Source organism: Erythrobacter sp. SCSIO 43205, from assembly GCF_019904235.1.
Lineage (GTDB): Bacteria > Pseudomonadota > Alphaproteobacteria > Sphingomonadales > Sphingomonadaceae > Erythrobacter.
Window position 1 is genome coordinate 1,881,387 of record NZ_CP063202.1, and the last position, 21,611, is coordinate 1,902,997.

20 protein-coding genes are annotated in these 21,611 nt (G+C 56.6%); 5 read left to right on the top strand and 15 right to left on the bottom strand.

The genetic code is table 11. The features are described 5' to 3' along the window. The first annotated feature begins 17 nt into the window (after positions 1-17). The gene (gene recG, locus INR77_RS08745) at positions 18-2,093 is read left to right on the top strand and encodes an ATP-dependent DNA helicase RecG (protein WP_223073492.1); all 2,076 of its coding nucleotides are present in this window, start codon (positions 18-20) and stop codon (positions 2,091-2,093) included. Between the two features lie 8 nt (positions 2,094-2,101). On the opposite strand, the gene INR77_RS08750 is transcribed toward recG, so the two are convergent. Then, a complete protein-coding gene (locus INR77_RS08750; protein WP_223070699.1) occupies positions 2,102-2,590 on the bottom strand; it encodes a low molecular weight protein-tyrosine-phosphatase in 489 nt (162 codons plus the stop codon). An 81-nt stretch (positions 2,591-2,671) separates the two neighbouring features. After that, positions 2,672-4,045, bottom strand: a complete 1,374-nt coding sequence (locus INR77_RS08755) for an AarF/ABC1/UbiB kinase family protein (RefSeq protein ID WP_223070700.1) — start codon at positions 4,043-4,045, stop codon at positions 2,672-2,674. Between the two features lie 118 nt (positions 4,046-4,163). Between INR77_RS08755 and INR77_RS08760 the strand changes: the two genes are divergently transcribed. The 4 genes from INR77_RS08760 (at position 4,164) to INR77_RS08775 (ending at position 8,386) form a co-directional block, all read left to right on the top strand. Beyond that, positions 4,164-4,637: a DUF3429 domain-containing protein gene (locus tag INR77_RS08760; protein WP_223070701.1), complete on the top strand. Its 474-nt coding sequence runs from the start codon at positions 4,164-4,166 to the stop codon at positions 4,635-4,637. A gap of 66 nt (positions 4,638-4,703) precedes the next feature. Beyond that, the gene (locus tag INR77_RS08765) at positions 4,704-7,262 is read left to right on the top strand and encodes a M14 family zinc carboxypeptidase (RefSeq protein WP_223070702.1); all 2,559 of its coding nucleotides are present in this window, start codon (positions 4,704-4,706) and stop codon (positions 7,260-7,262) included. 230 nt (positions 7,263-7,492) lie between these two features. Further along, the gene (locus tag INR77_RS08770) at positions 7,493-8,074 is read left to right on the top strand and encodes a J domain-containing protein (RefSeq protein ID WP_223070703.1); all 582 of its coding nucleotides are present in this window, start codon (positions 7,493-7,495) and stop codon (positions 8,072-8,074) included. A 12-nt stretch (positions 8,075-8,086) separates the two neighbouring features. Next, positions 8,087-8,386 (top strand): hypothetical protein, encoded by a 300-nt coding sequence (locus INR77_RS08775; protein ID WP_223070704.1) that lies wholly within the window; start codon positions 8,087-8,089, stop codon positions 8,384-8,386. Positions 8,387-9,312: 926 nt separating this feature from the next. Here INR77_RS08775 and INR77_RS08780 read toward each other — a convergent pair. From INR77_RS08780 to INR77_RS08840, 13 genes are all read right to left on the bottom strand, one after another. Continuing rightward, a complete protein-coding gene (locus INR77_RS08780) occupies positions 9,313-9,831 on the bottom strand; it encodes a hypothetical protein (RefSeq protein ID WP_223070705.1) in 519 nt (172 codons plus the stop codon). Between the two features lie 155 nt (positions 9,832-9,986). Further along, positions 9,987-10,307, bottom strand: a complete 321-nt coding sequence (locus INR77_RS08785) for a hypothetical protein (RefSeq protein WP_223070706.1) — start codon at positions 10,305-10,307, stop codon at positions 9,987-9,989. A gap of 338 nt (positions 10,308-10,645) precedes the next feature. Beyond that, the gene (locus tag INR77_RS08790) at positions 10,646-10,918 is read right to left on the bottom strand and encodes a hypothetical protein (protein WP_223070707.1); all 273 of its coding nucleotides are present in this window, start codon (positions 10,916-10,918) and stop codon (positions 10,646-10,648) included. Further along, positions 10,918-11,607 (bottom strand): N-acetylmuramidase family protein, encoded by a 690-nt coding sequence (locus tag INR77_RS08795; RefSeq protein WP_223070708.1) that lies wholly within the window; start codon positions 11,605-11,607, stop codon positions 10,918-10,920. Before INR77_RS08795 ends, INR77_RS08790 begins: the two co-directional genes overlap by 1 nt. Then, positions 11,604-11,933 (bottom strand): hypothetical protein, encoded by a 330-nt coding sequence (locus INR77_RS08800; RefSeq protein ID WP_223070709.1) that lies wholly within the window; start codon positions 11,931-11,933, stop codon positions 11,604-11,606. The genes INR77_RS08795 and INR77_RS08800 overlap by 4 nt, the downstream gene beginning before the upstream one ends. Continuing rightward, positions 11,930-12,322 carry a hypothetical protein gene (locus INR77_RS08805; RefSeq protein ID WP_223070710.1) on the bottom strand — a complete coding sequence of 131 codons (393 nt, stop codon included), beginning with the start codon at positions 12,320-12,322 and terminating at the stop codon, positions 11,930-11,932. The genes INR77_RS08800 and INR77_RS08805 overlap by 4 nt, the downstream gene beginning before the upstream one ends. A gap of 97 nt (positions 12,323-12,419) precedes the next feature. Beyond that, a complete protein-coding gene (locus tag INR77_RS08810; protein ID WP_223070711.1) occupies positions 12,420-14,129 on the bottom strand; it encodes a hypothetical protein in 1,710 nt (569 codons plus the stop codon). Further along, a complete protein-coding gene (locus INR77_RS08815; protein ID WP_223070712.1) occupies positions 14,126-14,533 on the bottom strand; it encodes a hypothetical protein in 408 nt (135 codons plus the stop codon). Before INR77_RS08815 ends, INR77_RS08810 begins: the two co-directional genes overlap by 4 nt. 42 nt (positions 14,534-14,575) lie before the next feature. Next, the gene (locus INR77_RS08820; protein WP_223070713.1) at positions 14,576-16,477 is read right to left on the bottom strand and encodes a phage tail protein; all 1,902 of its coding nucleotides are present in this window, start codon (positions 16,475-16,477) and stop codon (positions 14,576-14,578) included. Beyond that, a complete protein-coding gene (locus INR77_RS08825; protein WP_223070714.1) occupies positions 16,477-16,923 on the bottom strand; it encodes a hypothetical protein in 447 nt (148 codons plus the stop codon). The genes INR77_RS08820 and INR77_RS08825 overlap by 1 nt, the downstream gene beginning before the upstream one ends. Continuing rightward, a complete protein-coding gene (locus tag INR77_RS08830; RefSeq protein WP_223070715.1) occupies positions 16,920-17,582 on the bottom strand; it encodes a hypothetical protein in 663 nt (220 codons plus the stop codon). The genes INR77_RS08825 and INR77_RS08830 overlap by 4 nt, the downstream gene beginning before the upstream one ends. Next, positions 17,582-18,184 (bottom strand): hypothetical protein, encoded by a 603-nt coding sequence (locus tag INR77_RS08835; RefSeq protein WP_223070716.1) that lies wholly within the window; start codon positions 18,182-18,184, stop codon positions 17,582-17,584. The genes INR77_RS08830 and INR77_RS08835 overlap by 1 nt, the downstream gene beginning before the upstream one ends. After that, positions 18,181-20,925 carry a tape measure protein gene (locus INR77_RS08840; RefSeq protein WP_223070717.1) on the bottom strand — a complete coding sequence of 915 codons (2,745 nt, stop codon included), beginning with the start codon at positions 20,923-20,925 and terminating at the stop codon, positions 18,181-18,183. Before INR77_RS08840 ends, INR77_RS08835 begins: the two co-directional genes overlap by 4 nt. Between the last annotated feature and the right edge of the window lie 686 nt (positions 20,926-21,611).

Here is a 21,611-nt window from a genome sequence, read left to right on the forward strand (position 1 = left end):
TGCCTATAGTCAGAACGATGCGGCCCGATATTCTCAACCCTCTTTTCGCCGAAAGCCAGACGCTCGATGGCGTCGGGCCAAAGCTTACCAAGCCGTTGGAAAAGCTTGGTCTGACGCGGGTGAGGGACTTGCTCTATCACCTGCCAGAACGGTTTGTGACCAGGCGCGCCATCACCAATCTCGATGAAGCGAGCGAAGGTGAGCAGGTGATTGTAGCCCTGACGCCGACCGAACACCGTGCATCGCGCAATCCGGGGCGCGGGCCTTTCCGGGTGCTGGCGCAGGATGAGATCGGCAATATCTGCGCGATTACATATTTTGGACGCGCGTCTTACACGGGCAAGAAACAGCTCCCCTTAGGTGAGAAACGCTGGGTGGCGGGGCGGCTCGATCGCTATGGCGATATGCTCCAGATCGTGCATCCTGACCATGTCGAAGAAACGTCCGATGCCAATATGGGCCGGATGACAGAGCCGGTTTATCGCCTGTCGGAAGGTCTGACACAGCCGCGTATCATGTCGCTTGTTGAACAATCCTTGGCGAAAGCACCGCCGCTGCCAGAATGGATTGAGCCGGGACAGTTTTCAAAAGAAAGCTGGCCACATTGGCAAGAGGCCGTGCGTGAGGCGCATAAAGGCCCCAATGAAGCGGCGCGCAATCGTCTCGCCTATGATGAGCTTCTGGCGAATAGCCTCGCGCTTTTGTTAGTGAAAGCGGACAGTCGCCGCCGCAAAGGACAAGCGCTTTTGGGTGACGGCAGTCTTCGCGCAAAGCTTGATCTGCCGTTCGAGATGACAGGTGCGCAAAAGCGCTCGGTGGCAGAGATCGAAGGCGATTTGCAGCAAGAAGCGCCTATGCTGCGGCTGCTCCAAGGTGACGTGGGCGCAGGCAAAACCGTGGTGGCGCTTCAAGCCATGCTGATCGCGAATGAGGCAGGGAAGCAGGCAGCGCTGCTCGCACCGACCGAAATCCTCGCGCGCCAGCATTATGAAACCCTGCGCAAAATGGCGGCGCCCACGGGTGTCGAAGTTGCTCTTCTCACCGGCCGCGCCAAGGGGCGCGAGCGCGAGAGCCTTTTGATGAGCTTGATGCAAGGCGACATCGACATACTCGTTGGCACTCATGCGATTTTTCAGGACAGCGTTGCTTACAAAGACCTGGGGCTGGTGGTGATTGACGAGCAGCACCGTTTTGGCGTGGCACAACGCCTCGCTTTGGCGGGCAAGGGCAAGCGCAGTCCGCACACGCTGGCCATGACCGCAACGCCCATTCCGCGCAGCCTGACGCTTGCGCAATATGGCGAAATGGATGTGAGCCGGCTTGATGAATTGCCACCGGGCCGACAGGCGATTGAGACGCTGGTGTTCCCGCAAGGTCGCCTCGATGAAATGATCGCCGCAGTCGGGCGTCATCTTGCAACAGGGAGCCAAGCGTATTGGGTGTGCCCAATGGTGCGCGAGGCAAGCGGATCGTTTGAAACCGCCGATATCGCCGCAGCCGAGGCACGTTATGCGCAATTGGCCGAACATTTTGGCGATCAGGTGGTGATGGTCCACGGCCAACTTCACCCCGATGTCAAAGATGCAAATATGGAAAGCTTCGCGAGTGGGAAGGCAAAGCTGCTTATCGCAACAACCGTGATTGAGGTTGGTGTTGATGTGCCAAGTGCGACACTGATTGTGATTGAGCAGGCTGAACGCTTCGGCCTTGCGCAGCTGCACCAATTGCGCGGGCGAGTTGGGCGGGGTTCGGAAAAGAGCCGCTGCGTTCTTCTTCGCGGGGAGGAATTGTCGGAGACCGGTAAGAAGCGCCTCGCATTCGTGAAGGAATCGCAGGACGGCTTTTACCTCGCTGAAAAAGACCTCGAACTGCGGGGCGGGGGCGAACTGCTTGGCACGCGCCAATCGGGTGAAGCGGCGTTTCGTATTGCTGACCTTGACCAAGTGCAGAAACTTCTGCCCGCAGCTCACGCCGATGCCCGACTTTTGATGGAGCGCGACGGCGGATTAACGTCGGAGCGCGGCGAGGCAGCGCGCATCTTGCTATATCTGTTTGAACGCGACTGGGGCGTCCAACTGCTTAGAGGCGGTTGAAGCAGATCTCAGGCCATTTGACGTTTGAATCTTTCGACAAGGTGCTCGGTAGCCCGTGAAATCTGGCTCCAGCACTCCTCAAAATCGCTTTCATCCCCGTAATACGGGTCAGCAACAGATTGTCCGGCGCAGCCGTCGATTGCGTCGAGAAGCAGTGCAACTTTGGCTTGGCTATACCTTGGCGCACGCGCCTCGATCCCGGCCAGATTGGCGGTGTCCAGCGCGAAAATGTGAGTGAATTGCTCGAAGTCTTGCTCACACAATTGACGCCCGCGCCCTTGCGCGATGTCGACGCCATGCCTTCGCGCCACTTTAATCGCGCGTGGGTCTGGCGGTGTGCCAATGTGATAAGATGCGGTGCCAGCAGAATCGACCGCGACTTTAAGGCCTGCGTCCGTTGCCGCTTGCCGAAATGCCCCTTCCGCCATGGGTGAGCGGCAAATATTGCCAAGGCACACGAATAGAACCGCAGGTTCGGCGTTAGTTTCCCATTGCATAACAGGTGACTAGCAGAGCCTTCGCCAGTTGCAATAAATCTCTGCTTTCAAGGCCAATTTATTCCGGGCAGGGCCCGCCTTTTAAACTGTGTTCGAAACAAACGGCTTGGTTGCTCCGAGAATTTCTTCAGTCATGCGCCTGATGTTCACCTTGGCTTTTAGCCGCGCGCCCAAAAGAGCGGTTCCGGAGACTTTGCGCTGGACAAACAGGGTTTCGATCGGAGGGAAGGCCCATGTCGCCTTGTCCTGAGCAATCTGCCAGCCTTCTTCGCGAAGGAGGGGGACAAACCCTCGGTCGCCAAAATCAAACGGGGCATCCTCGCGCATTTCGTTGATCACAATATCGATCATGCGATTGACCCTTTCGGGATGACGCTCAGCCACGATTGGCATCATGAAGCCTGCTTCGATTGTGGCACGAAGGACCTCTTCGCGGTCCCCTTTGAGCCCAGCTTCCAGCATTCGGCGATAACCATTGGCGACATTTGGATCGACCGCGCGGCAAGCCCCAAAGTCGAGAAGGATGATCTCGTCAGTCTGAGCACGATAGCGGAAATTGGCAAAGTTCGGGTCGGTTTGCATCACGCCGAATTCGAACAGCTCGCGCGCGACCAGACGCATCAATCGCTCGGTCACTGCATTGATGCGCTCTTGGGATTGCTCTTCCAGCGCCTCAATCGGCGAACCATCTTCAAAGCTCATCGCAAGAATGGACCCGCGCGTCAGCTCTTTATGAAGGCGCGGGACGACAAGGCCTTTTTCGCCCTCCAATTGCTTGCGATAGAGCTCCATCTGCTCACCTTCGCGGGTGTAGTCTGCTTCTTCGTGCAATTGTTTCTTGGCAGCGGCGAGGAGTTTCTCGACCTCAATTTCAGGCGGAGCAAAGCCGGCGACCTTGAGCAGCGTCATCACATTGTCGACATCGCTATCAATGCTTTTGGCAACGCCGGGGTACTGCACCTTGATCGCAAGCTCTTGGCCCTCGCGGGTCATGGCCTTGTGGACCTGACCGATAGAGGCCGCCGCAATGGGACGCGGATTGAACCATTTGAACTGGCGCCGCCAATCATTGCCCCATTCTTTCTTAAGGACAGTATCAAGCTGCTTTGCCGGCATGAAATTCGCCTGATCGCGCAGCCGCGCCAGAATGTCGGAAAGCTCTTTAGGCAGGAAATCGCCCGCATCGAGGCTGATCATCTGGCCCATCTTCATCGCCGCGCCGCGCATATGTGAAAGGCGGTCGGTCATCCGGGTGACATTGCCAGGGGTCAGGATGAGGTCGCGCGGCGTAATCCCTTCGCCATTGGCCAAACGGCGCATACCTTCTGCTGCCATCCCGCCAGCGACACCGCCCACCAGTCGACCAAAAGAGCCGAAACGAGCAATGCGACTTGCAGGGACCGCGCGTTCGCGAGTTTTGTCTGCGGCGCTTGTGTCGGGGTCTTGATCGGCCACGCAGGGTCCTTTTGTTTGTTCGGTTGAGGCTATAACGCGTGATGTGGGAACAAGGTTTCCGCTTTCCAAGTTTGGTGTGTCATAGCCAAGCGGTAAACTGACGGAGAAGACCCACTCAATGACATCTCAAACTTCGCTTACACCTGCTTCCAGATGGCTTGGGCTTGCCGGGCTTCTGCCGCAGATAATTTGCCTTGCCCTGACTGTTTCAGGTCATGAATATGCCTACACCGCGATGGCGGGCGGATTTGCCTATGCTGCTGCAATTTTCAGCTTTCTTGGCGGAGTGTGGTGGGGGCAGGCCATCGAAAGCGGGAAGGCGGGGGCAGGGGCCTATGTGGTCGCAGTGATGCCTAGCCTTATTTCGGTCGCGTTGTTCTTACCGTGGAGCTTTGGTTGGGAATGGCCGGGGCCTGCGCTGCTCTTTATCGGGGTTTTGATAATCGGATCGCCGCTAGTCGATCGCGCTTTGGGCTTTGCGAAAGCCGATTTCATGCGCCTTCGCTGGCTATTGTCGTTGGGTCTTGGCGGTTTGACGGTGGCTTTGGCGTTCGCCTCGATGCAACTTATGCAGACAAGTCTCGCTGTTTGAGTTTGCGTGAGGGAGCACCTTGCGCTTTAAGACCAGCCCACCTGTTTCGATTAATTAGGAGCCTTCATGCTCGCTCGCTTGCTTGCCGCACTATCTGTCTTGCTATGTTCAACCGCTGCGCTCGCTGAACCGGTTGGCTATTTTCAGGTTGAAGGCGTGCAATATGACGAAAGCGTGCCAGCCTATGAAGATCACGCAGGATACGAAATTGGCGAGCGACCCGTGCGCATGGCTGAGATGGTTTCTTATCTTCGCCGTCTTGCAGCAAATTCTGACCGGATAGTGGTGGAGACGATCGGCTATTCGCATGAACGCCGCCCGATCCTCTCCCTCATCGTTACCAGTCCGGAAAATCACGCCAATTTGGAAAACATCCGGCAAACCCATCTGGCGCGTCTTGAAGGTCGCGCTGCGCCTGATGCAGCGCCAATGGTTTTGTGGCTGAACTTTGGTGTGCACGGGGCAGAAACCTCCGGCATGGAGGCGGCGGTTCCGGTGGTTTATCACTTTGCTGCGGCGCAGGGGGCAGCGGTTGAAAATCAGCTAAGCAACGCCGTTCTGATTTTGACCGTGCCATTCAACCCCGATGGCCACACACGCCGGATTGATCACGTGGATACTTTCTGGTCCTATGCTGATAATTCTGATCCTAATGATGCAGCGCACGATCTTTGGGTGGAGGCGCGGACCAATCATTATTGGTTCGACCTGAACCGCCAATGGCTCCTTTTGACGCAGCCTGAATCGCGAGCCTGGGTCAAGCAATGGCATAAGTGGAAGCCGATGCTCTCGGTCGACTATCACGAGATGGGGTCGCACTCGCCCTTCTATTTCCACCCCGGCGAAGAGAAGCGAAAGAACCCGCTGATTCCAGATCGCGCGCGCGATCTGACCTATGGTATTGCCGAGCGGCACGCAGCCTATCTGGATGGTGCGAAACATCTCTACACCTCCGAAGAGCGTTTCGACAATTACTACATCGGCAAGGGTTCAACCTATCCGCAAATCAATGGAGCGCTAGGCATCCTGTTCGAGATTGGCGCAGCGCGCGGCGGCGCTGTCCAGACAGAGCGCGGTCTTGTGAAGACGGCTGAGAATGTGCGCACACAGTTCCGCACGGCTTTGACAAGCATCCAGGGCGCGCTTGATCTGAGGCAGGAGATTACCGCTTATCAGCGCGATTTCTTTGCCGAGAATGCCCGGTCTGCGACCAGCGGCGGATGGGTATTCACCGCCGATGGCGACCCGGAAAGAGCGGCGCGTTTCGTGCGACTTTTGAATATGCACGACATCGAAGTCAGAACTCTCGCTTCGAATGTCACCGCGGGAGATCGCAACTTTGCAGCGGGCACGAGTTATTTCGTGCCTATGGCGCAAACCAACAACCGGATGATCAGAGGCATTTTCGACCGGGTGACGACATTTGAGGAAAGCATCTTTTACGATGTTTCCGGTTGGACCCTGCCGCTCGCCTATGATCTGGATTATGCCAAGATTAATCGCACGCCTGCCTCAGCCGGGCGCGCTCAAGGTGCGTTTCAATCCGCCTCTGCACCCGATGTGGCCCCGTATGGCTATGTGTTCGACTGGTCGCACACTTATGCGCCGCGGGCGCTGGGCCGCATTTTGTCGAAAGGCATTATGGCAAGATCAGCGATGGAAGGCGCCACCGTACGCACGACGGGGGGTGAGGTTAAGCTGGGACGCGGTTCGATTTTTGTACCGTTTGACCGGCAGGAGGTTTCCGCAGACGAAATCCATTCGGTGATGGAAACCATTGCGGCCGAGGATGGCGTTCCGGTCTTCGCCGCCACATCAGGGCTCACCCCTGAGGCGGGCAGGGACCTTGGGGCTGCGAATATTTTTCGGATAGTTGAAGCGCCTAAGGTGGTTCTCGCCTATGGCGACGGGCTTGCGTATTATGATGCGGGCGAGATGTGGTGGACCCTCGATTATGCCCACAGAATGCCGGTCACGCTGGTGCGCAAAGCTGATTTAGGACGGCTGAATTGGAGCGAATACACGCACCTCATTCTGGTGGGTGGCAATTCCAAGCTGCCAGAAGAACTCACCAAGGCGCTGCAAAGCTGGATCAAACAGGGTGGCACATTGGTCGCAACCCGCGATGCGGCGCTCTGGGCTGAAAAGGCGGTTCTGGGACGCGAGGCCGAGAAAAAAGACGCAGAGGGGGAGGAAGCGCGGCAAGAGCGTCTCGATTTCGCGGATATGGATGTTCGCGATGCGCAGGATGTCATTGGCGGGGCGATCTTTGCAACCGACCTGGACACCTCGCACCCGCTTGGCTTTGGCTATTCCGACCGCGATTTGCCGGTGCACCGTAACGTCGAATTCACGCTGCAACGCCCGAAAAAGAACCCATACGCCGTGCCGGTTGAGTATACGTCTGACCCGCTTCTTTCAGGCTATGCCTCTGAACGCCGCCAGCAGGAGATTGCGGGCACGCCTTCGGTCGTGGCAGAGCGCATGGGTCAAGGGACAGTCGTGCTGATGGCCGACAATCCGGTGTTTCGCGGCACCTTTGCGGGCACGGAAAAACTTCTGATGAATGCGCTCTACTTCTCAGGATTGATTGACGCCCCGCGTGGTGACTATTCAGAGGAATAACGGCATCCTCGCTGCGCAACGCCAATCGATACTGACAGTAAGTGTGGTCGGGGAGAGAGGATTCGAACCTCCGGCCCCTGCCTCCCGAAGACACTTCCCCTGCCCACAAATGGTGCAAAACCGTGCTTTCTGCTTGGGGGAGAGTGGGCTATATTGCCAAGCAATCGCACCGAATTGAGGTTCAAGGGTTCATTGGGAACCTAGGGGCACTGTCTTAATGGAGAATGGGAATGAGTGAAGAAGCGTATCCTCTGCAATGGCCTCAAGGTGAGCCTCGCACGCAGCGCCCAGAGCGTGCGCGGTTTGATGTTTCATTTGCAACCGCTCGCGACCACCTAATGGAACAACTGCGCATCATGGGTGCGCGCTATCCCGTCCTTTCAAGCAATCTCACGTTGAGGCGCGATGGTTTACCATATGCAAATCAGCCAGAGCCGGACGATAAGGGTGTCGCGGTTTACTTCCAATGGAAAGGCAAGCAGATGACGTTTGCTTGTGACCGATGGGATCGAACGCGAGATAATGTGCGCTCAATTGGCAAAACGATTGAGGCGATCCGTGGAATTGAGCGGTGGGGTGCGTCCAACATGATGGAACGGGCCTTTTCGGCGTTTGAAGCATTGCCAGTGCCGGAGCAATCTGTGACGCTCTCGTGTTGGGATGTGCTTGGGATCGAACCGACAACCGATCAGGCCGCGATCAAATCGGCATGGCGCAATCGAATGAAAACAGCCCATCCAGACCAAGGCGGGACAACTGAGGAATTTGCGGCTGTGCAGAAAGCCTATGACGAAGCAAGCATTGCAGCTTGAAGGAGCCCACTAATGAAAAAGACTAACTGTGATGGATGGTTGCCGATTGAGAGCGCGCCGAGGGATGGGACGCGCATATGGGCCTGCTTCCACCCTGAGCTTTATCCAGTAGTCAATTCTGAGCGCAAAGACCTTGAGCGCTGGAATGGCGTGCAGATTGCACTGCGTCACCCTGGCATAGCTGACGACGGCTTTGATATGGGCTGGAATGTTGCAGCGCCCGTTGGATGGGGGGGCTTTCCTGACGAATGGATTGCAGGCTGGATGCCCTTACCACAACCCCCAAGCATAAAGGAGAATGAGGATGGATGAGGCTAGGCAATTCCCTGCGCAATCTGAGCGTGTCGAAACTGGCGCTATTCAATTTGGCGGCGATTGGCCGGGTGTGTTTCTGCGGGGCGACAATGCTATCGCAGCGGCATACTATCTTGGCGAAGTCTTTGATGCAATCGAGCGCGGAGAAGACCCCCGAAGAATACCAGTTAGTTACGAGCAGGCCAAGGCGGTAAAGGACTTGCTGTCCTGCTGTGATACTGATCACCTTGACCCACCTCCAAATGAGGCTAATCAGAGGTTAGCTGCGGTGTACATCCGGCCAAGGTTCGCAACCTAGGCGCAGACCGGACCTGTGATGTCCCGGCCCGCAGCAACAGTTTAGTTCCCGCAAGGGGAGCCGCGCCAGCTAGTCAGTTGGCAGAAGCGAGGCGGGGGTGTGTACCGATCCTAGTCCGCTAGGGTTAGAAGCGTAACGTAACAGGCGCTCCAGCCCCGCTTCGTTTTAACAGTTTAGGAGTGAACGGCCCGAACTTCAGGGTAGGTAGCAAGAAGGCTTCATGGGCCTCTTGGGTGAGAGCAAGCCTCACCACTCCAACCAAACCCAAGGCCAATTCGAACGGGCCGTAGGTGAGGGTCAGTCTTAACGGGCTGGCCCTTTTACCTAGGCGCATCTAAAGAGCAACGCGACGCAATGACAACGCCTTGAGTGCTTTGCGTGTCGATCCGGTCAATCTCTCGGATTGCGCAATTGATGATGGGCTTGCGGCTGTCTAATACCCTCTGAAAAGCCTTGTCTTGCGCTTCAAGCTTCAAGACATCCTTCTCAAGCGCCTTAATATCACTTTCAAGGTCACTCTTGGCAATTGCAACCCCCCACGAGAGACTAGCGACTGTCGTTAGTATCGCTGTCATGATCTGCCACCCGTGGCTTGCTATCCAGCTTGTCGCGGTCTGAGCGCTCGTCACGAGCTATCACCCGATTGGCGATGTAAACCAAACACAGGAAAGCGGCTGCGCAAAATATCAGTGATCCAATCTCCAACATATTGCCAACCGCCCCAAGTGATATAAACAAGGGCTTGCACCAAACCCATAGTAGACAAGAACGCATATAGCGTAACTTGCTGTGGGCTGGCACTTATGTTTTCCTGTAGGTCAAGGCCCATTCCGACCATGAAGCCTAGGCAAACCATCCCCATTACGCCCGAAATTGACCCGATTACTGTCTGCCAGCCCGTCTTAGGTGAAAGCAGGATGATAACCGCCGCTGCCAGATCAAGCGCAATGAAAGACGAAATGGTATAAACACCAAAGAAGTGAAATAGTGCTTGTGAGCTAAGGGAAGCCCCCATGAGTGCAAGCCAAGTGCGAAGCTGCGGACTACCTAAAGCGCGCAACATATCACGGCTGAACAATTGCTCGCGCATCTGCCAGACGAATAGCGCCAAGCCTATCAGCATGAGGGACTTCCAGAGGGTCATGGATTAGCCCCAAGGTCCATGTTTGGGGGGAGGCGGTGGAGGAGGCGGCTCAGGTGGCATAAAGCTTGGGCGCGTTGCTAAAGCAGGTGCAACCCGTTCGACATTTAGGCCAGTGGCCTCGCGTAGTTTTTCCAAATTCATGCAGGATGCTCCCATTATTCGATCAGATCTGGCTTTTCGCCGCAATCCGTTGGTTCGCTGGCAAAATTGTTCCAAAGCTGGCACCAACGATAGGCTAATGCTACGCCCGTGTCACCATAGTCAAAGCGGTCGCTGACATAGCTTTCGTATGCAGCCTCGCTTGTGGCAATATCATCGGGCAGCGTCGGAGCTTTCAGGTTCGCCTGTTGCTCGCTCAAGCTTGGCGGCGCAGGAGGCAGGAAGTTCACGTCCGCGTCCCTCGATGCGCAGGAGTTGGCGCACACGAGCGCACTGGCGAGCGCTAAGCTCTTGGTCAGGAATGTTTGCCGTGTCATTGTCTAACTCCTCGCGTCTTGCGGTGATTGTTGCGGCGATCTGCTTGGCAAGTGCCTCATCGGCTTCCTCAGCCCGCTTAGCTTGCTCGTCACGCTCTTTGCGTATCTCTGCGACTTTATTTTCCCACTTGATGCGCTCCTCAGTGCGTCCGTGGCTTTCACCCGCGCAATAGGAGATGCCTAGTAAGAGAATGGCACCAATCCCGGCGTAAACCTGCCAAGGAAGCGATTTGAGCCAGTTTAGGCCACCTGTGAGCAGCCCTAGTAGCGTCGTGCCCATAGCGAGCCTCCAATCTCTTTAATCATGCGCCATATGGTGCGAGGGGTGAGCGTGTGCATTATTCTTCCCCTCGTGGCCTGTCGTCAAAGCTTGCCCCGTCGCGGGTGACGCTTGAAGTCATGCGCCGCCCCATAACCCAACCAAGCGCGCCTGTGCCGATAAAGACTTGAATATGCGCAGCCAGCGCCAACCAGAACATAAAGGCCGGGTGATTGCGCAGCGTCCAAAGCGAGGCCATGATAATAAGCGTGAATGCGATGCAGCCGCCCACCGTAGCGATAAACGCCCACGAGCGCCGCCCTTCGAGCGTGTGGATAGAGGGGAGCTTCATCACGAGTGCCTCGCAATCAGTTTCGCCAATTTCACATGATAAGCGTTCTTGCGATAACCGCCGCCATTGTACCGCTTCGCAAAGGCTTCACAGCTTCCCGGATTATTCGGCTTGCAAGCGCGCAATTCATCAGCGAGGCCATTTGCCTCGATAAAGCGCACAAGCGCCTGCAAATGATCTGCCTCGCTACGCACCATCGCCATGGCAAAGTCCCACGGGCTCTCATAGCCTAGGCGCTCCCAATGGAAGCCCATGATCTGAAACTTACCCCATGAGGCGCTTGAGATAGCTGCGTCCACATTCAGCTTTGCAGCGCGAGCAAGGCGCTTGTATCGTCCCGGCATATGGCGGGCGTAAAGCTTGCGGTTCCAACGCCGCGATGAAATAGACGGGTGACTTCGATCATAAACCCGCTTCGTGAGCCGCGAAAACCAATGTGCCTCAAATAGAATAACGGGTCTGCCATCGCGGGAGAATGACGAACGCCCACTTTCCTTTTCAGCAACGGCATATAGGTTTGCTATCGGCACACCCAAGCGCGAGGCCGCTGCTACCATATCGCTATGCTTGATTGCGGGTGCGTCAAGGTTTACAAACGCCTCAAGAAAAGCCGCCTGAGTCTTTGGACCAAATACACCATCACTTGCAACGCCAAGCCGCTTTTGAAGCTCGCGTGTCGTCATACTCATTTCCTCTCGCGCTCTTCGACGGCTGCGTCTGGCATAAATCGCAGCCAACCATTGCGCTTAAGCCACTGGATCACTTCATTCGCAGAAATGGCGAGAATGGCAGTCACAAGCGCGCGCATATCATTATCTGTAATGCCGATTTGCTTGGTTGATACCGACGCTACCAAGCCGATAAGGCCAAGTTGCATCGTGAAGCCAATGACCTGCCGCCAACCAATTGTGTCTTCGTCCGCAATGCGCTTACCAAAGTGCGCCACCGCTCCGATTGCCAGACCAAAAATGATAGCAAAATAACCGCGAAACCACGCAGCGAACTCTTCGATCAAAGCGCCCTCCCGGTGCCATAAAGGGCTGAAAGTGTCATAATAAGTAAACAGGCGAACCAATGCACCGGACGCTTGCCTGTCGCTATATCAAGGCCGTGATGTTTCAGTATGGCATAGATACAAGCGCCGATAGTTACGCCGCTCATCATTGCGAAATTCACATCTAGGCTAATCAAACCGTTCGCGAGCATGATATTGGCAGGGCTCGCAAGGCAACACATCACGAAGCACATCACGAGAATTGAAACGCGATGATACCGCCATGCACTATCCCGAACGTGTTTTGGCGCTTTTGTGAAGTCGAAGCTTTCAAACAATATGCGCCAAGCGAGCCAAGCAAAGATGGCAATGCCGCCAATCCGCAATCCGGTTAGAAGCCCTTCGATCATCAAAGCCGCTCCATAAACCGGATGCGATAGGCCAAGAATTGAAGCACACGAGCCGCATCAAGGCAAGACGGGTTTCATGGGCGGCGAGGGAGGGCGGTCATACAGTTAACGGCAGAATGCTAGGCGCGATGTGATACCCGCGCGCAATCAGCGCGTCAGCAACGATGCCGCCCAAAGCTGTGCAACCGGCTGCGTTCGGGTGAAAATCGCCCGCGCTGGTGCGCAGAGAAAGCGGCCACAGGTCGAGATTGTTGACGTAATTCTCGTCATCGGTGCCACCGTTTGACAGCGCCTGAATGGGTGCCAGCGTCTCGACCCAATGCGGGCCGCAGATGTTGCGCACATGCGCCTCGGTCGCGTTCCATTCGGTGCGCGCGGTCGTGCCGTCATTCGTGTTCGGAGCGGCCTCGGTGAGCACCCAGCGGTCATGCGGGAGCGTGTTCAGAACCGAATGAAGCCCCGCGTCGATATACGCATTGCGTCCTGCGACTGAACCGGGATCGACCTGATAATCGCGACCGCCATTCAGGAACACGAGCGTATGTTCGTGCCATTTGTCAAAATCGGTTGCGAAGCGGATTGCCTGCTGTTGCTCGTCGGTGCCACCAACACCGTCCTGTGAGATGGCGTAATACTGGTCAATCTCCGCTTCAAGGCCGAGCCGCACGGCGTCGAATACCTTGTAGAGATTGAGGAAGCTGTCTCCGAGTAGGTGAATGCGCGGCACATGCAGAGGCGCGTTGACCTCGTACATCTCGTCATCGGTGAGCGTTTCACTCCAGACCGTGCCGTTGAAAAACTCGCTGTTGGTCAGCGCAAAGCCCTGATCGAACGCCCGCGCGCCAAAGCCAAACCGGGTGGGCGCAGAAACGGCAAGACCGGCACCATCACCAAACAGCTTGGACTGCAATTCACCCGGCCCATTGCGCGTCTCAATCGCGCTGCCTTGGCTGAACCGCGCAGAGAAGCGTTGCCGTCCGCGACCGTCATACGTGCCGCCTTCGTTAGTTTTACTGAGCATATTCGGTTGTATGAAGTCGGCACCGCTGGTGTCTTTTGGCCCGTAAAAGTTCCAGTATTTACGGTCGGCACTGATGTTCAAGGCGCTGAATTCCCAGCGGACGCCGCCTGTCGACTTCCACCACGAAAGGATCGAGCCGGAAACGGTCTGCGAATGATCGTGGCGATATTCAAACCGCACCGTGATCTCATCGGTCACATTCAGACCGTCATTCAGGATGAAGCCGTTGCCGACTGCCGTGAGTTCCGAAACATCGCGAACCTGCCCGCCCCAATAATATCGGGCATTTTCGCGGTCGATGTGAGCCTCGCACCGAGCTGGTGCCCACCACGCCTCGATCTCGGTCCACGGCGAGACGGTCGTGTTCCACCATTTCGAGCCATCCGAATACACGCGCACAGCGGGCGATTGTTTCCAGATCATGTACCGCCCAGTCGCCAATTCAGGTGGCGGCAGAACCATCACTGTAGGCTCACCAAAGTCGCGCCGACGCTGATTGTCGCGGCGTTGAGGAAAGTCAGTGGCTACTCCTGCGTCATTGCGATATTCGCGATATTCGGCAGGGCCGGAATGTTTGACCGTGAAAAACCGGTCACTTGCACCGCTACCCGAAGTGATCGCCAGTCCGCTCGCAATGTCAGGTGCGGTGTTCTGGTTAGCTGCCGCTTGCGCCAAAGCCGCACTTTCCGCCGCAGACGTTGCACTCGCAGCCGCAGCCGCCGTGTTCTCGCCCACCTTAATTACAACGGGGCCATCCTGACGGATTACCGCAACCAGATCGCTCATACCGTAACCCCCGGATTGATGGTGAATTTGCCAGAGCAAAAAACGAATTTCGTCCCGCCGCTCGGTGTCAAGTGAATGTCGTAATAAAGGACAAGGGCGTTCGATGTGGGGGAGGCTGTATCCAACGCTTCAAGCGTGGCCTCGCTAACAATCATGCGAACTTTGGATGCGCCATCTACAAGCACACCTTCGGGATCGGGGTATGATGCGTCATAAGTGACGCTCAAGCCTTCGCTAGGTGGTGCGGCATTGCTCAAAGTGACCAGCGGCGTGCCCGTGTCCCCCGGCTCATTACGGATATGACACAGCATTGTCGCGCCAGAATAATCGACGCCCATTTTTGCAATCGTTTTGTCGAAAGGTACGCGCTTGTCTGCACTCAGATTGATTGTAGGTGTGGCCATGATTTCGGCATAACCGCCGCCTAAAGCGACTTTCCCGCCGCATCACCGATAGTCGCCAGAATCCCAACCTGGCGGAACGCTTCCACCTCCGCTCGTTCCGGTGCCTCCAATCACGTCAGTCACAATAGAGCCGACATAGTGACGGTTTGGATTGGTCGAACTGTTTTGTGCAACAGTGGATGTCTGCGTCGCTTTGAAAGTGACAGCACCGCCTGAACGCGATGAATCGTCATAATAGATGTGGTAGCGCGTTTCGTCCGCAATTGAGGTTGTTCCATCGTCCTCAGTTGTCAGAGTATCGCCTGTCACAGCCACCGACCTGTCGGCATATGTTCTAACGTGATCCTCGATTGTGATACTTGTATCGGTCGCTTGAATAAGCCCATCAAGAGGGTCCGCGTCGGTTGGATTGCTGATTGCAATCAGCGTTTGCTCACTGGTTTGCAGCGATTGCACCAGAGGATTGAGCGCTGGATTGTAAGGCGTTGTCGCGATTGGCTCTGGCGGTTCCACCAATGTCGGATCAGCATAAATCGCAGCGTTCTCTTCGCGCAAGGTCAAAGGCACGCGCCCATCCTGCCGGAACTCAATATCGGCAACACGGAATAGCTTTTGCGTGAAGCCCGTTTGCGCAAAGGTCAGTCGAATTACGCTGTTCTTTGTGATCTTCCACGCGGTTGCCTGGAACTCGGCAGAGAACACGCCAGCATAGGATTGGCGATTGAGACGCAGGGCGGCGAGACGTTGCGCTTGGTCTGCACTTTGCACCATCGGCAAGTTGAGATTGAAAATGCGATCAATGCCGTCCGGGCTAGCCTCGCGCAATTCGGGATATTCGGCTTGCTGATAGAGGCTCGTGTTGCTCGGATCGGTGTAGAGCCCGCGCACCACGTTGAAGCTCTGGTCAAGCGATGGGATGGGTTGCCAAGTGAACGCGTCGATAATGTCGTCGTCATCAAAATCGGCATCGGGCGTGGCAAGGTCGTTGTGGAAGATCGTGAGGCGTAGCTTACCGCCCACATCGTCAAGGTCTGCGTTCATGCACGCCTTGAGCATTTCGATCACGGTGGTCGGGCTATCCCCTTCGCTCCAAACACCGTCGCAGCGATAACGCGGCTCAGTGCCCCCGCCAAAGGTAGTGACGGATTCATCGCAGATATTGGCAGCGGTGATAAAGCTGTCGAGGTCGATACGCTCAGGCGGGATGCCTTTGCCAAGGGCCAGCTTGCCGTTGATCTTGTAGCCCAAGAGATAGAACAGGAGAGCCAGCGCAGGGTTTCGGCAAGCGTCGTCGTCCCACACCCAAGTGGACTGATCCGCCATATCCTGCGACACATCGCGCGGATCAGGCAAAGCAGCACCCTTGCCGCGAATGGTGATCCGCGTTGTGATGGACTGCGCATACGGGCTATCGGTTTTCTTATCGTTGCCCGTCAGCTTGTATTTTAGGTGGACGTAGGCAAGCCCGGTGTAACGGCGCGTTGATCCCATGCGGCTTGAAATGTTGATCGCATTGGCGGCCGAGCCTTCAAGCCGTGTAGCGACTTCGAGATAACCAACCCCATCGCCTTCAACGCCGCCGCCCGACGACCACACGCGCTGATCGTCGAAGAATATCTCGTCAATGCTTTCGACCTTGTGAGAGGCGCAAACAATGAAACGGTGAAAATATTCTTGGTTGTCGGTGAACTCTTCGTCGCGAATATCGGTGGCAAATGCGGTGTTGCCGATCACGGTTTTGCGCGGTGTCAGCGGGTCAACATTGGCGCGCAGGCGGTCGATGTTTTCGCGGCTCAACCCGGGCGTTTTTGGTTTGGGCGCGAGAAGAGAACTTGCAACCGAAAGGCCAGCCACCGCGAGGCCCGCCAAAAGCGTTCCGCCTGACAAGACCGTTCCGGCAACAAGCGCGCCAACCTTCAAGACTTTGCCGACAACCTTACCCATTAGACGGCCCACGCTTTCTGCCAGAAACGGCGTGGCAAGAGCAGAAAGTTGCCAAGGCGCGGCGCGCCGGCAATCTCAAGCAACTTATCGTCAGTCAAAAAAGCAGCGGTTGAGCCTAGGCAAATGCCTACGCAGCCGTCTCGCCAGACCAAATCACCGCGCTGTGCATTGCCGACCGGCTTGCGCACGAAATTTGCATCCACGGTGCGCAGAAGCGTTCCTTTGCCAATATCGCGCAAGGCTTGCCGCGCGCCCTTTTGGTCTGAATACCGCCCGCGATAATCCGCGCCGCGATCCTCGCCGGTGATAACCTTGGCCGCAGCGGTGGCGAACAAGATGCAATCCCATTCACCCCATTTGAACGTGCGCCATTGGTTTTCCTGCATGAAAGCAGAAAGCGCCATTTCCCAATTGGGCAAGCGCACAGCCTCACCAACCGCGCTCATTTCAGCACCTGATCGCCAAAGCCGAACACGCCGCGCTCACCACTTCCGCCAACACCACCGCTGGCACTGCCGGATGTTCGCGCGCCGCCATAATTGCCGTTTGCAATGGCTATGGATGCCCGCGCGCTTTCGTCGCCGGGGTCGTATTTAGATTGATCGAGATATGTTCGGTTGGATGCTTCCGAGAACACCGAAAGATAGCTTTCAATGGCAACGCGAATGGTCTGCCCCTCGCTATCCCCGCCATGCGTGAGGGCCACCATCTTCCCGGTGTAGTAAGAGTGGAACCCGCCTTGCTGTGTGTCGTTCTCGTCGCGGATAATACGCCACAAACGCGCATCACGCCCGCGCCAGTTCGCAGGGTTGGACAGGAGCGCAAGATCGTCGTCGTCAAGCCCTTGGATGCCGGACAGGCGCGCTGTGACCGTCTCTGAGCCGCCTTCTTTCACCTTGACCGGAGACACATCGACAAAGCGCGCGGAAATACCAAGGAATTCCAAGCCGTCGAGATCATCATCACCCGTTCCGGTAGGCGTGACGTTAACCCCGCTCGTGTTTGCGCGCACCGGATCGCCCACAATGTCGAGCCATGCGAACCAAACAGGATTGATAACCTCGGCATCAAGCGCCGCGCTGTGGGTTGCGTCGGGCAGAGACACTAAAGCGCCTCCTCAACTTCAAAGCCGGTCGCAGATACCCCTTGCGATGTCGCCAAGCCGACAACGGAATCGGTTGGTGCCATCGGGATATATGGAGCAACCGTCTCGACCTCGGCATTGTCAGCCGGGGTTTCGGTTAGGCCGGGCTTGAATTGAGCCGTTGCTTGACCTGTGCCGTTGGTGACAAGATCAGCGGTGAGACATACCGCGCGTGCGTGCCCACTTGGCAAGGGGATCGTGATAAACTGCCCCGCTTGCAGAATGCGTGTGTTCGCCGTCATGCCGTCAAGCGCAAGGCTTTTGCCTGTGCCCGATGCCGTGGCAACACGAGGCTTTGGCCCGATATGCGTATTGCGCGGAAGCGGCCAGCGGAACCAATTGGCCGGGCCTTCAAGGGCAAACAGAAACGCGCGCCATTGGCGTTCATCAACTTCGGTTGCGATGCCCGAAATGGAGACGTTGCCTTGCCAAATCGCCACACCGGGACCGCCGAGAACCTTGCGCCGTCCGGTCCATGTTGAGCGGTTGACCTGCGTGGGGCTGGACAAGTTGAGGTTATCAAGCAAAAGCTCGTCGGGGAGGGGAACGGTGATCTCGCTCATATTGACGGCCTTTGCGCGCGCCTAAGTGTCTCGTTTGCCGCCGCATCAATAATCGTCGGCGCGGTTTGGCGCTGCACTTCAACCGCAACACCTGTGGCCTCGGTGCGCACACGGGCAGCAAAGCCTGGAGCCTCTTCGATCATCACACGCACAACCCCGCCCGGCTGCACTCCACCGGATTGCAGGGCGTTCATGCGGCCAAGCGGTATAATCTGCCCGCTGCCCTGCGGAACAAAAGCCTCGACGCGCCCCGGTGCCGCGCCTTCATTGACGCGATACGGACGACCGCTTTGCACAAAGCCACCAGACGAGCGACCGAACAGCCCACCGATAGCGGACAGAACCCCGCCGAACCCGCCAGAACCAAAGCCCCCCTCTTGCCCTGCCAGCGCCTCGGCAAGCGGCCCAAACACGTTCTTATCGAGGAATATGCCGATCAGATCGCGCAGGAATGGATCTTCAATGCCAAGCGCGTTTGTCATTGCGTCGGTGATTGTCTCGTTCAGGCGTTCAATTCGGCGTACTGCCGCTTCTTCGACGCGCGTCTCGGTGTCTTTTGCATCAATTCCATAGCGCTCAAGTGGCGAGGCAAATTGGCGGTTGATCTGCTCCCGCCTATCTTCCGCCGTCGCATCCAGCGCGTCTCGCGCAACCCGCGCGCGCTCTTTGTCTGCTTCCAGTGCCGTGTTACTGGCAATGATGCTTTCAAGCCGCGAGCGCAGCAAATCATCCTCGGCGGAGAGCAGTCGTTGAGCAATATCCCGGCGTTCTCGTTCCGTATCCGCCAGATCAAACTCAAGTCGCAACGCATCCAATTGAGCGCGCCCACGTTCTTCAGCAAGATCGCGGTTGCGTTGCTCGATCTCGGCTTGCTCGCGAAAAGCAATCGCTTGACCAAGCAGTCCGCGATTGCCGGATGCAATGATATTGCCCTGCTCGTCAATCTGGGCTTCCACGCCATAAAGCGCGTCGATCTGGTCAAGCAGGGCCTTGCGCTGCTCTTCCGTCAAATCCTTGTTCGAATTGACCTCATCGCGCCGCGCGTTCGCTTGGCTTTCGAGAATGTCCCGTTCAAGGTCTGCACGCTCCTCAGCCGAAGTGGCAAGCGCCAACTTGGCCTGTAAGATTTCCTCATCCGCGCGACGCTGGTCCTCGTAGAAACGACGCAGGACTTCCGCCGGATCGGTGATGGTAGTGCGCGAACCGCCGCCGCTTGATGTGGTTGGAGATGTGCCAGTGGGGGAAGTTGGTGGCCCGCCTGCGTTAAAATCAACACCATTGATAACACCCGCAATGATAGCATTGCGCTTGCGTGTCAGTTGGCGAAATTCATTGTCTATAGCTTCGGCTTCGCGGTCCAATGATCCGCGCCGCGTGTCCCCATTGCGCTGCCTAGCCAAGCCCGACGCAGTTTGATTTAACTCCGGCGAATTGCGCGCGCGATTGTTCGCAACCCGACGGCGATTGTTTTCTGTAATGTCGAGATCGACCAATGCAACGGCGGTTCGGATAGCCTGTTGCTGCAAGGCGTAAAGTTCGCCCTTCGCCGTCTTGGCAGCGCCGGTAACACCGTCGATGCCATCTTTAGCAGTATCAGAGGCAATGCCGACCGAATCCATAGCCACACCAGCTTCGCGTAGCTTGGCCTCCATTTCATCAGCTTCTTTTGCAGCCGTGTCAGCGCTTCGATTAAGCTGGTCAATGCGCTGCTGCGCGCTGTTGGCCTCAGTCGCGACATAAGCCAACCCAACCGCAACCGCACTAATTGCCAACCCAACCGGCCCGCCAAATGCAGTGAGCAATGCGCGACCGGTCGCGGTCGCAGCTGCGCCAAGAGCAACGGTCGCGAGCCGAGCCCGAACAAGGTTCGAAACATAGCCCACGCCAAGGCCGGTCGCGACAATTGCGATCAGCGGAATCAGCACGTCCAAGTTATCGGCCAGGGCATTGATACCCGCAGCCAAAGCTTCCGAAGTTCCGGTCGCAGCGTCAGCTTCGCCAACATAAACGGTGAGAGCGCTTGTCAGGCCCTCGACTGCACCAGAAAGGGTGATCGTTGCCTTCGAAGCACGCTCGTCAAGCTGACTGGAGCCTGATAGGATCGAGTTGAAAAACTCCTCGCTTGTCACAGTGCCATCAAGCATTGCGGCGCGAAGCTTATTCACATCACCCCCGAAACGCTCAGAGGCAGCGGCGGCTTGCAGAAGCGGGCGAAGGCCACCTTCGTTAATCTGGCTGTATTCCTCGGCTCGCACAGTGCCGCTTGCAAGCGCTTGCGAGAGGCCAAGAATAGCGCCTTGCGCTTGTGTCGCGCTTGTGCCCGTAATGAGCAATGCTTGGGAAGTCGCCTCGGTAAGCCGCAACACTTGCTCTTCGCTGGCGTTGAAGCTGCGTCCCGCGTCAGTCGCTTTGCCGTAAAGCTCGGCAAGGCCATTGATCGAAACGCCGTATTTTTGCGCCAGTTCAAGCAAGCGACCCTGGACAACGGTTAGGCGCTCACCCTCAAGCCCTGCCACGCGCAATTGGTTTTGCAACCGCGTGAAATTGTCCGCTAAAGCAGCCAACTCGCGCCCCGTAAACGCCGTCGCCAGTGTTGCAGCAAGGCTCTTTACACCAATAGCAATCGAACTGCTCGACCGGCGAAACTCGCTTTCAAGCTTGCGCACACGGCTTTCTTGCCGCCCAAGTTGCTGATCGACCGTGCGTGTGGCGCTGCGAAGTTCCGCTTGGTAGCGGTCCACTTTCGCGCGCAATTCCAACGTGACTGGATCAATTTCAGGGATTGTCTTGCTCCTGCGCGTATGCGCGGGCAAGATAGGGCGGGAAATTGGAGCGGCTTACCGCCGTAAGGAGACAAGATGCTTCAAATTATAGGTTGGCTCGGTTGCGTAATGTTGGCGGTAAAGCTGCTAGAGATAAGTGCAAATCCGGCCTACATTGGAAAGAACGGAAAGCCCCTGCCTGCGATTTTCGCACCATTGATAATTGGGTGGGCCGCTGTTTTTGGTTTCGCGCTCTGGCTTTTTGTCCAAGGCTCTCAGTTTGAAGGAATGGCGGCGCGCTCGCCTGAAAGCTTAACCTCTTACACTCCACTCTCACCTCGCGAAGTGGAGTGTATCAACAATGCGAAGACGGATACGGAAATTCTTGCGTGCGGCAATTAGCCTAGCCGTTTGCTCAAAATGCGACGAATTGCCTCAGGGCGCGACGGCTTGTCGGACTGACATTCTCGCCATTCATCCAACGCGTTTAACATTGATCGCTCAATACGGACTGTGATCGCTTCGCTATCGACGCGAGGCCTACCCATCCTCTTTTTAATGTTATTTAGTGTTGACATGACGACTTTGTAACGCCATAAAGTTCGGACGGCAAGGGAAATCCTACCTTCCCCGCCGCCCTAACCGAAACCGAACCCAAGGAGTTC

Bases quoted from the DNA above. Each gene is read 5' to 3' on its own strand.
- INR77_RS08825 (WP_223070714.1), bottom strand. From the start codon at position 16,923: ATGAGCGCGGTTGGTGAGGCTGTGCGCTTGCCCAATTGGGAAATGGCG.
- INR77_RS08785 (WP_223070706.1), bottom strand. From the start codon at position 10,307: ATGACACGGCAAACATTCCTGACCAAGAGCTTAGCGCTCGCCAGTGCG.
- INR77_RS08815 (WP_223070712.1), bottom strand. From the start codon at position 14,533: ATGGCCACACCTACAATCAATCTGAGTGCAGACAAGCGCGTACCTTTC.
- INR77_RS08835 (WP_223070716.1), bottom strand. From the start codon at position 18,184: ATGAGCGAGATCACCGTTCCCCTCCCCGACGAGCTTTTGCTTGATAAC.
- INR77_RS08795 (WP_223070708.1), bottom strand. From the start codon at position 11,607: ATGAGTATGACGACACGCGAGCTTCAAAAGCGGCTTGGCGTTGCAAGT.
- INR77_RS08820 (WP_223070713.1), bottom strand. From the start codon at position 16,477: ATGGGTAAGGTTGTCGGCAAAGTCTTGAAGGTTGGCGCGCTTGTTGCC.
- INR77_RS08760 (WP_223070701.1), top strand. From the start codon at position 4,164: ATGACATCTCAAACTTCGCTTACACCTGCTTCCAGATGGCTTGGGCTT.
- INR77_RS08805 (WP_223070710.1), bottom strand. From the start codon at position 12,322: ATGATCGAAGGGCTTCTAACCGGATTGCGGATTGGCGGCATTGCCATC.
- INR77_RS08780 (WP_223070705.1), bottom strand. From the start codon at position 9,831: ATGACCCTCTGGAAGTCCCTCATGCTGATAGGCTTGGCGCTATTCGTC.
- INR77_RS08790 (WP_223070707.1), bottom strand. From the start codon at position 10,918: ATGAAGCTCCCCTCTATCCACACGCTCGAAGGGCGGCGCTCGTGGGCG.
- INR77_RS08775 (WP_223070704.1), top strand. From the start codon at position 8,087: ATGAAAAAGACTAACTGTGATGGATGGTTGCCGATTGAGAGCGCGCCG.
- INR77_RS08810 (WP_223070711.1), bottom strand. From the start codon at position 14,129: ATGAGCGATCTGGTTGCGGTAATCCGTCAGGATGGCCCCGTTGTAATT.
- INR77_RS08750 (WP_223070699.1), bottom strand. From the start codon at position 2,590: ATGCAATGGGAAACTAACGCCGAACCTGCGGTTCTATTCGTGTGCCTT.
- INR77_RS08770 (WP_223070703.1), top strand. From the start codon at position 7,493: ATGAGTGAAGAAGCGTATCCTCTGCAATGGCCTCAAGGTGAGCCTCGC.
- INR77_RS08765 (WP_223070702.1), top strand. From the start codon at position 4,704: ATGCTCGCTCGCTTGCTTGCCGCACTATCTGTCTTGCTATGTTCAACC.
- recG (WP_223073492.1), top strand. From the start codon at position 18: ATGCGGCCCGATATTCTCAACCCTCTTTTCGCCGAAAGCCAGACGCTC.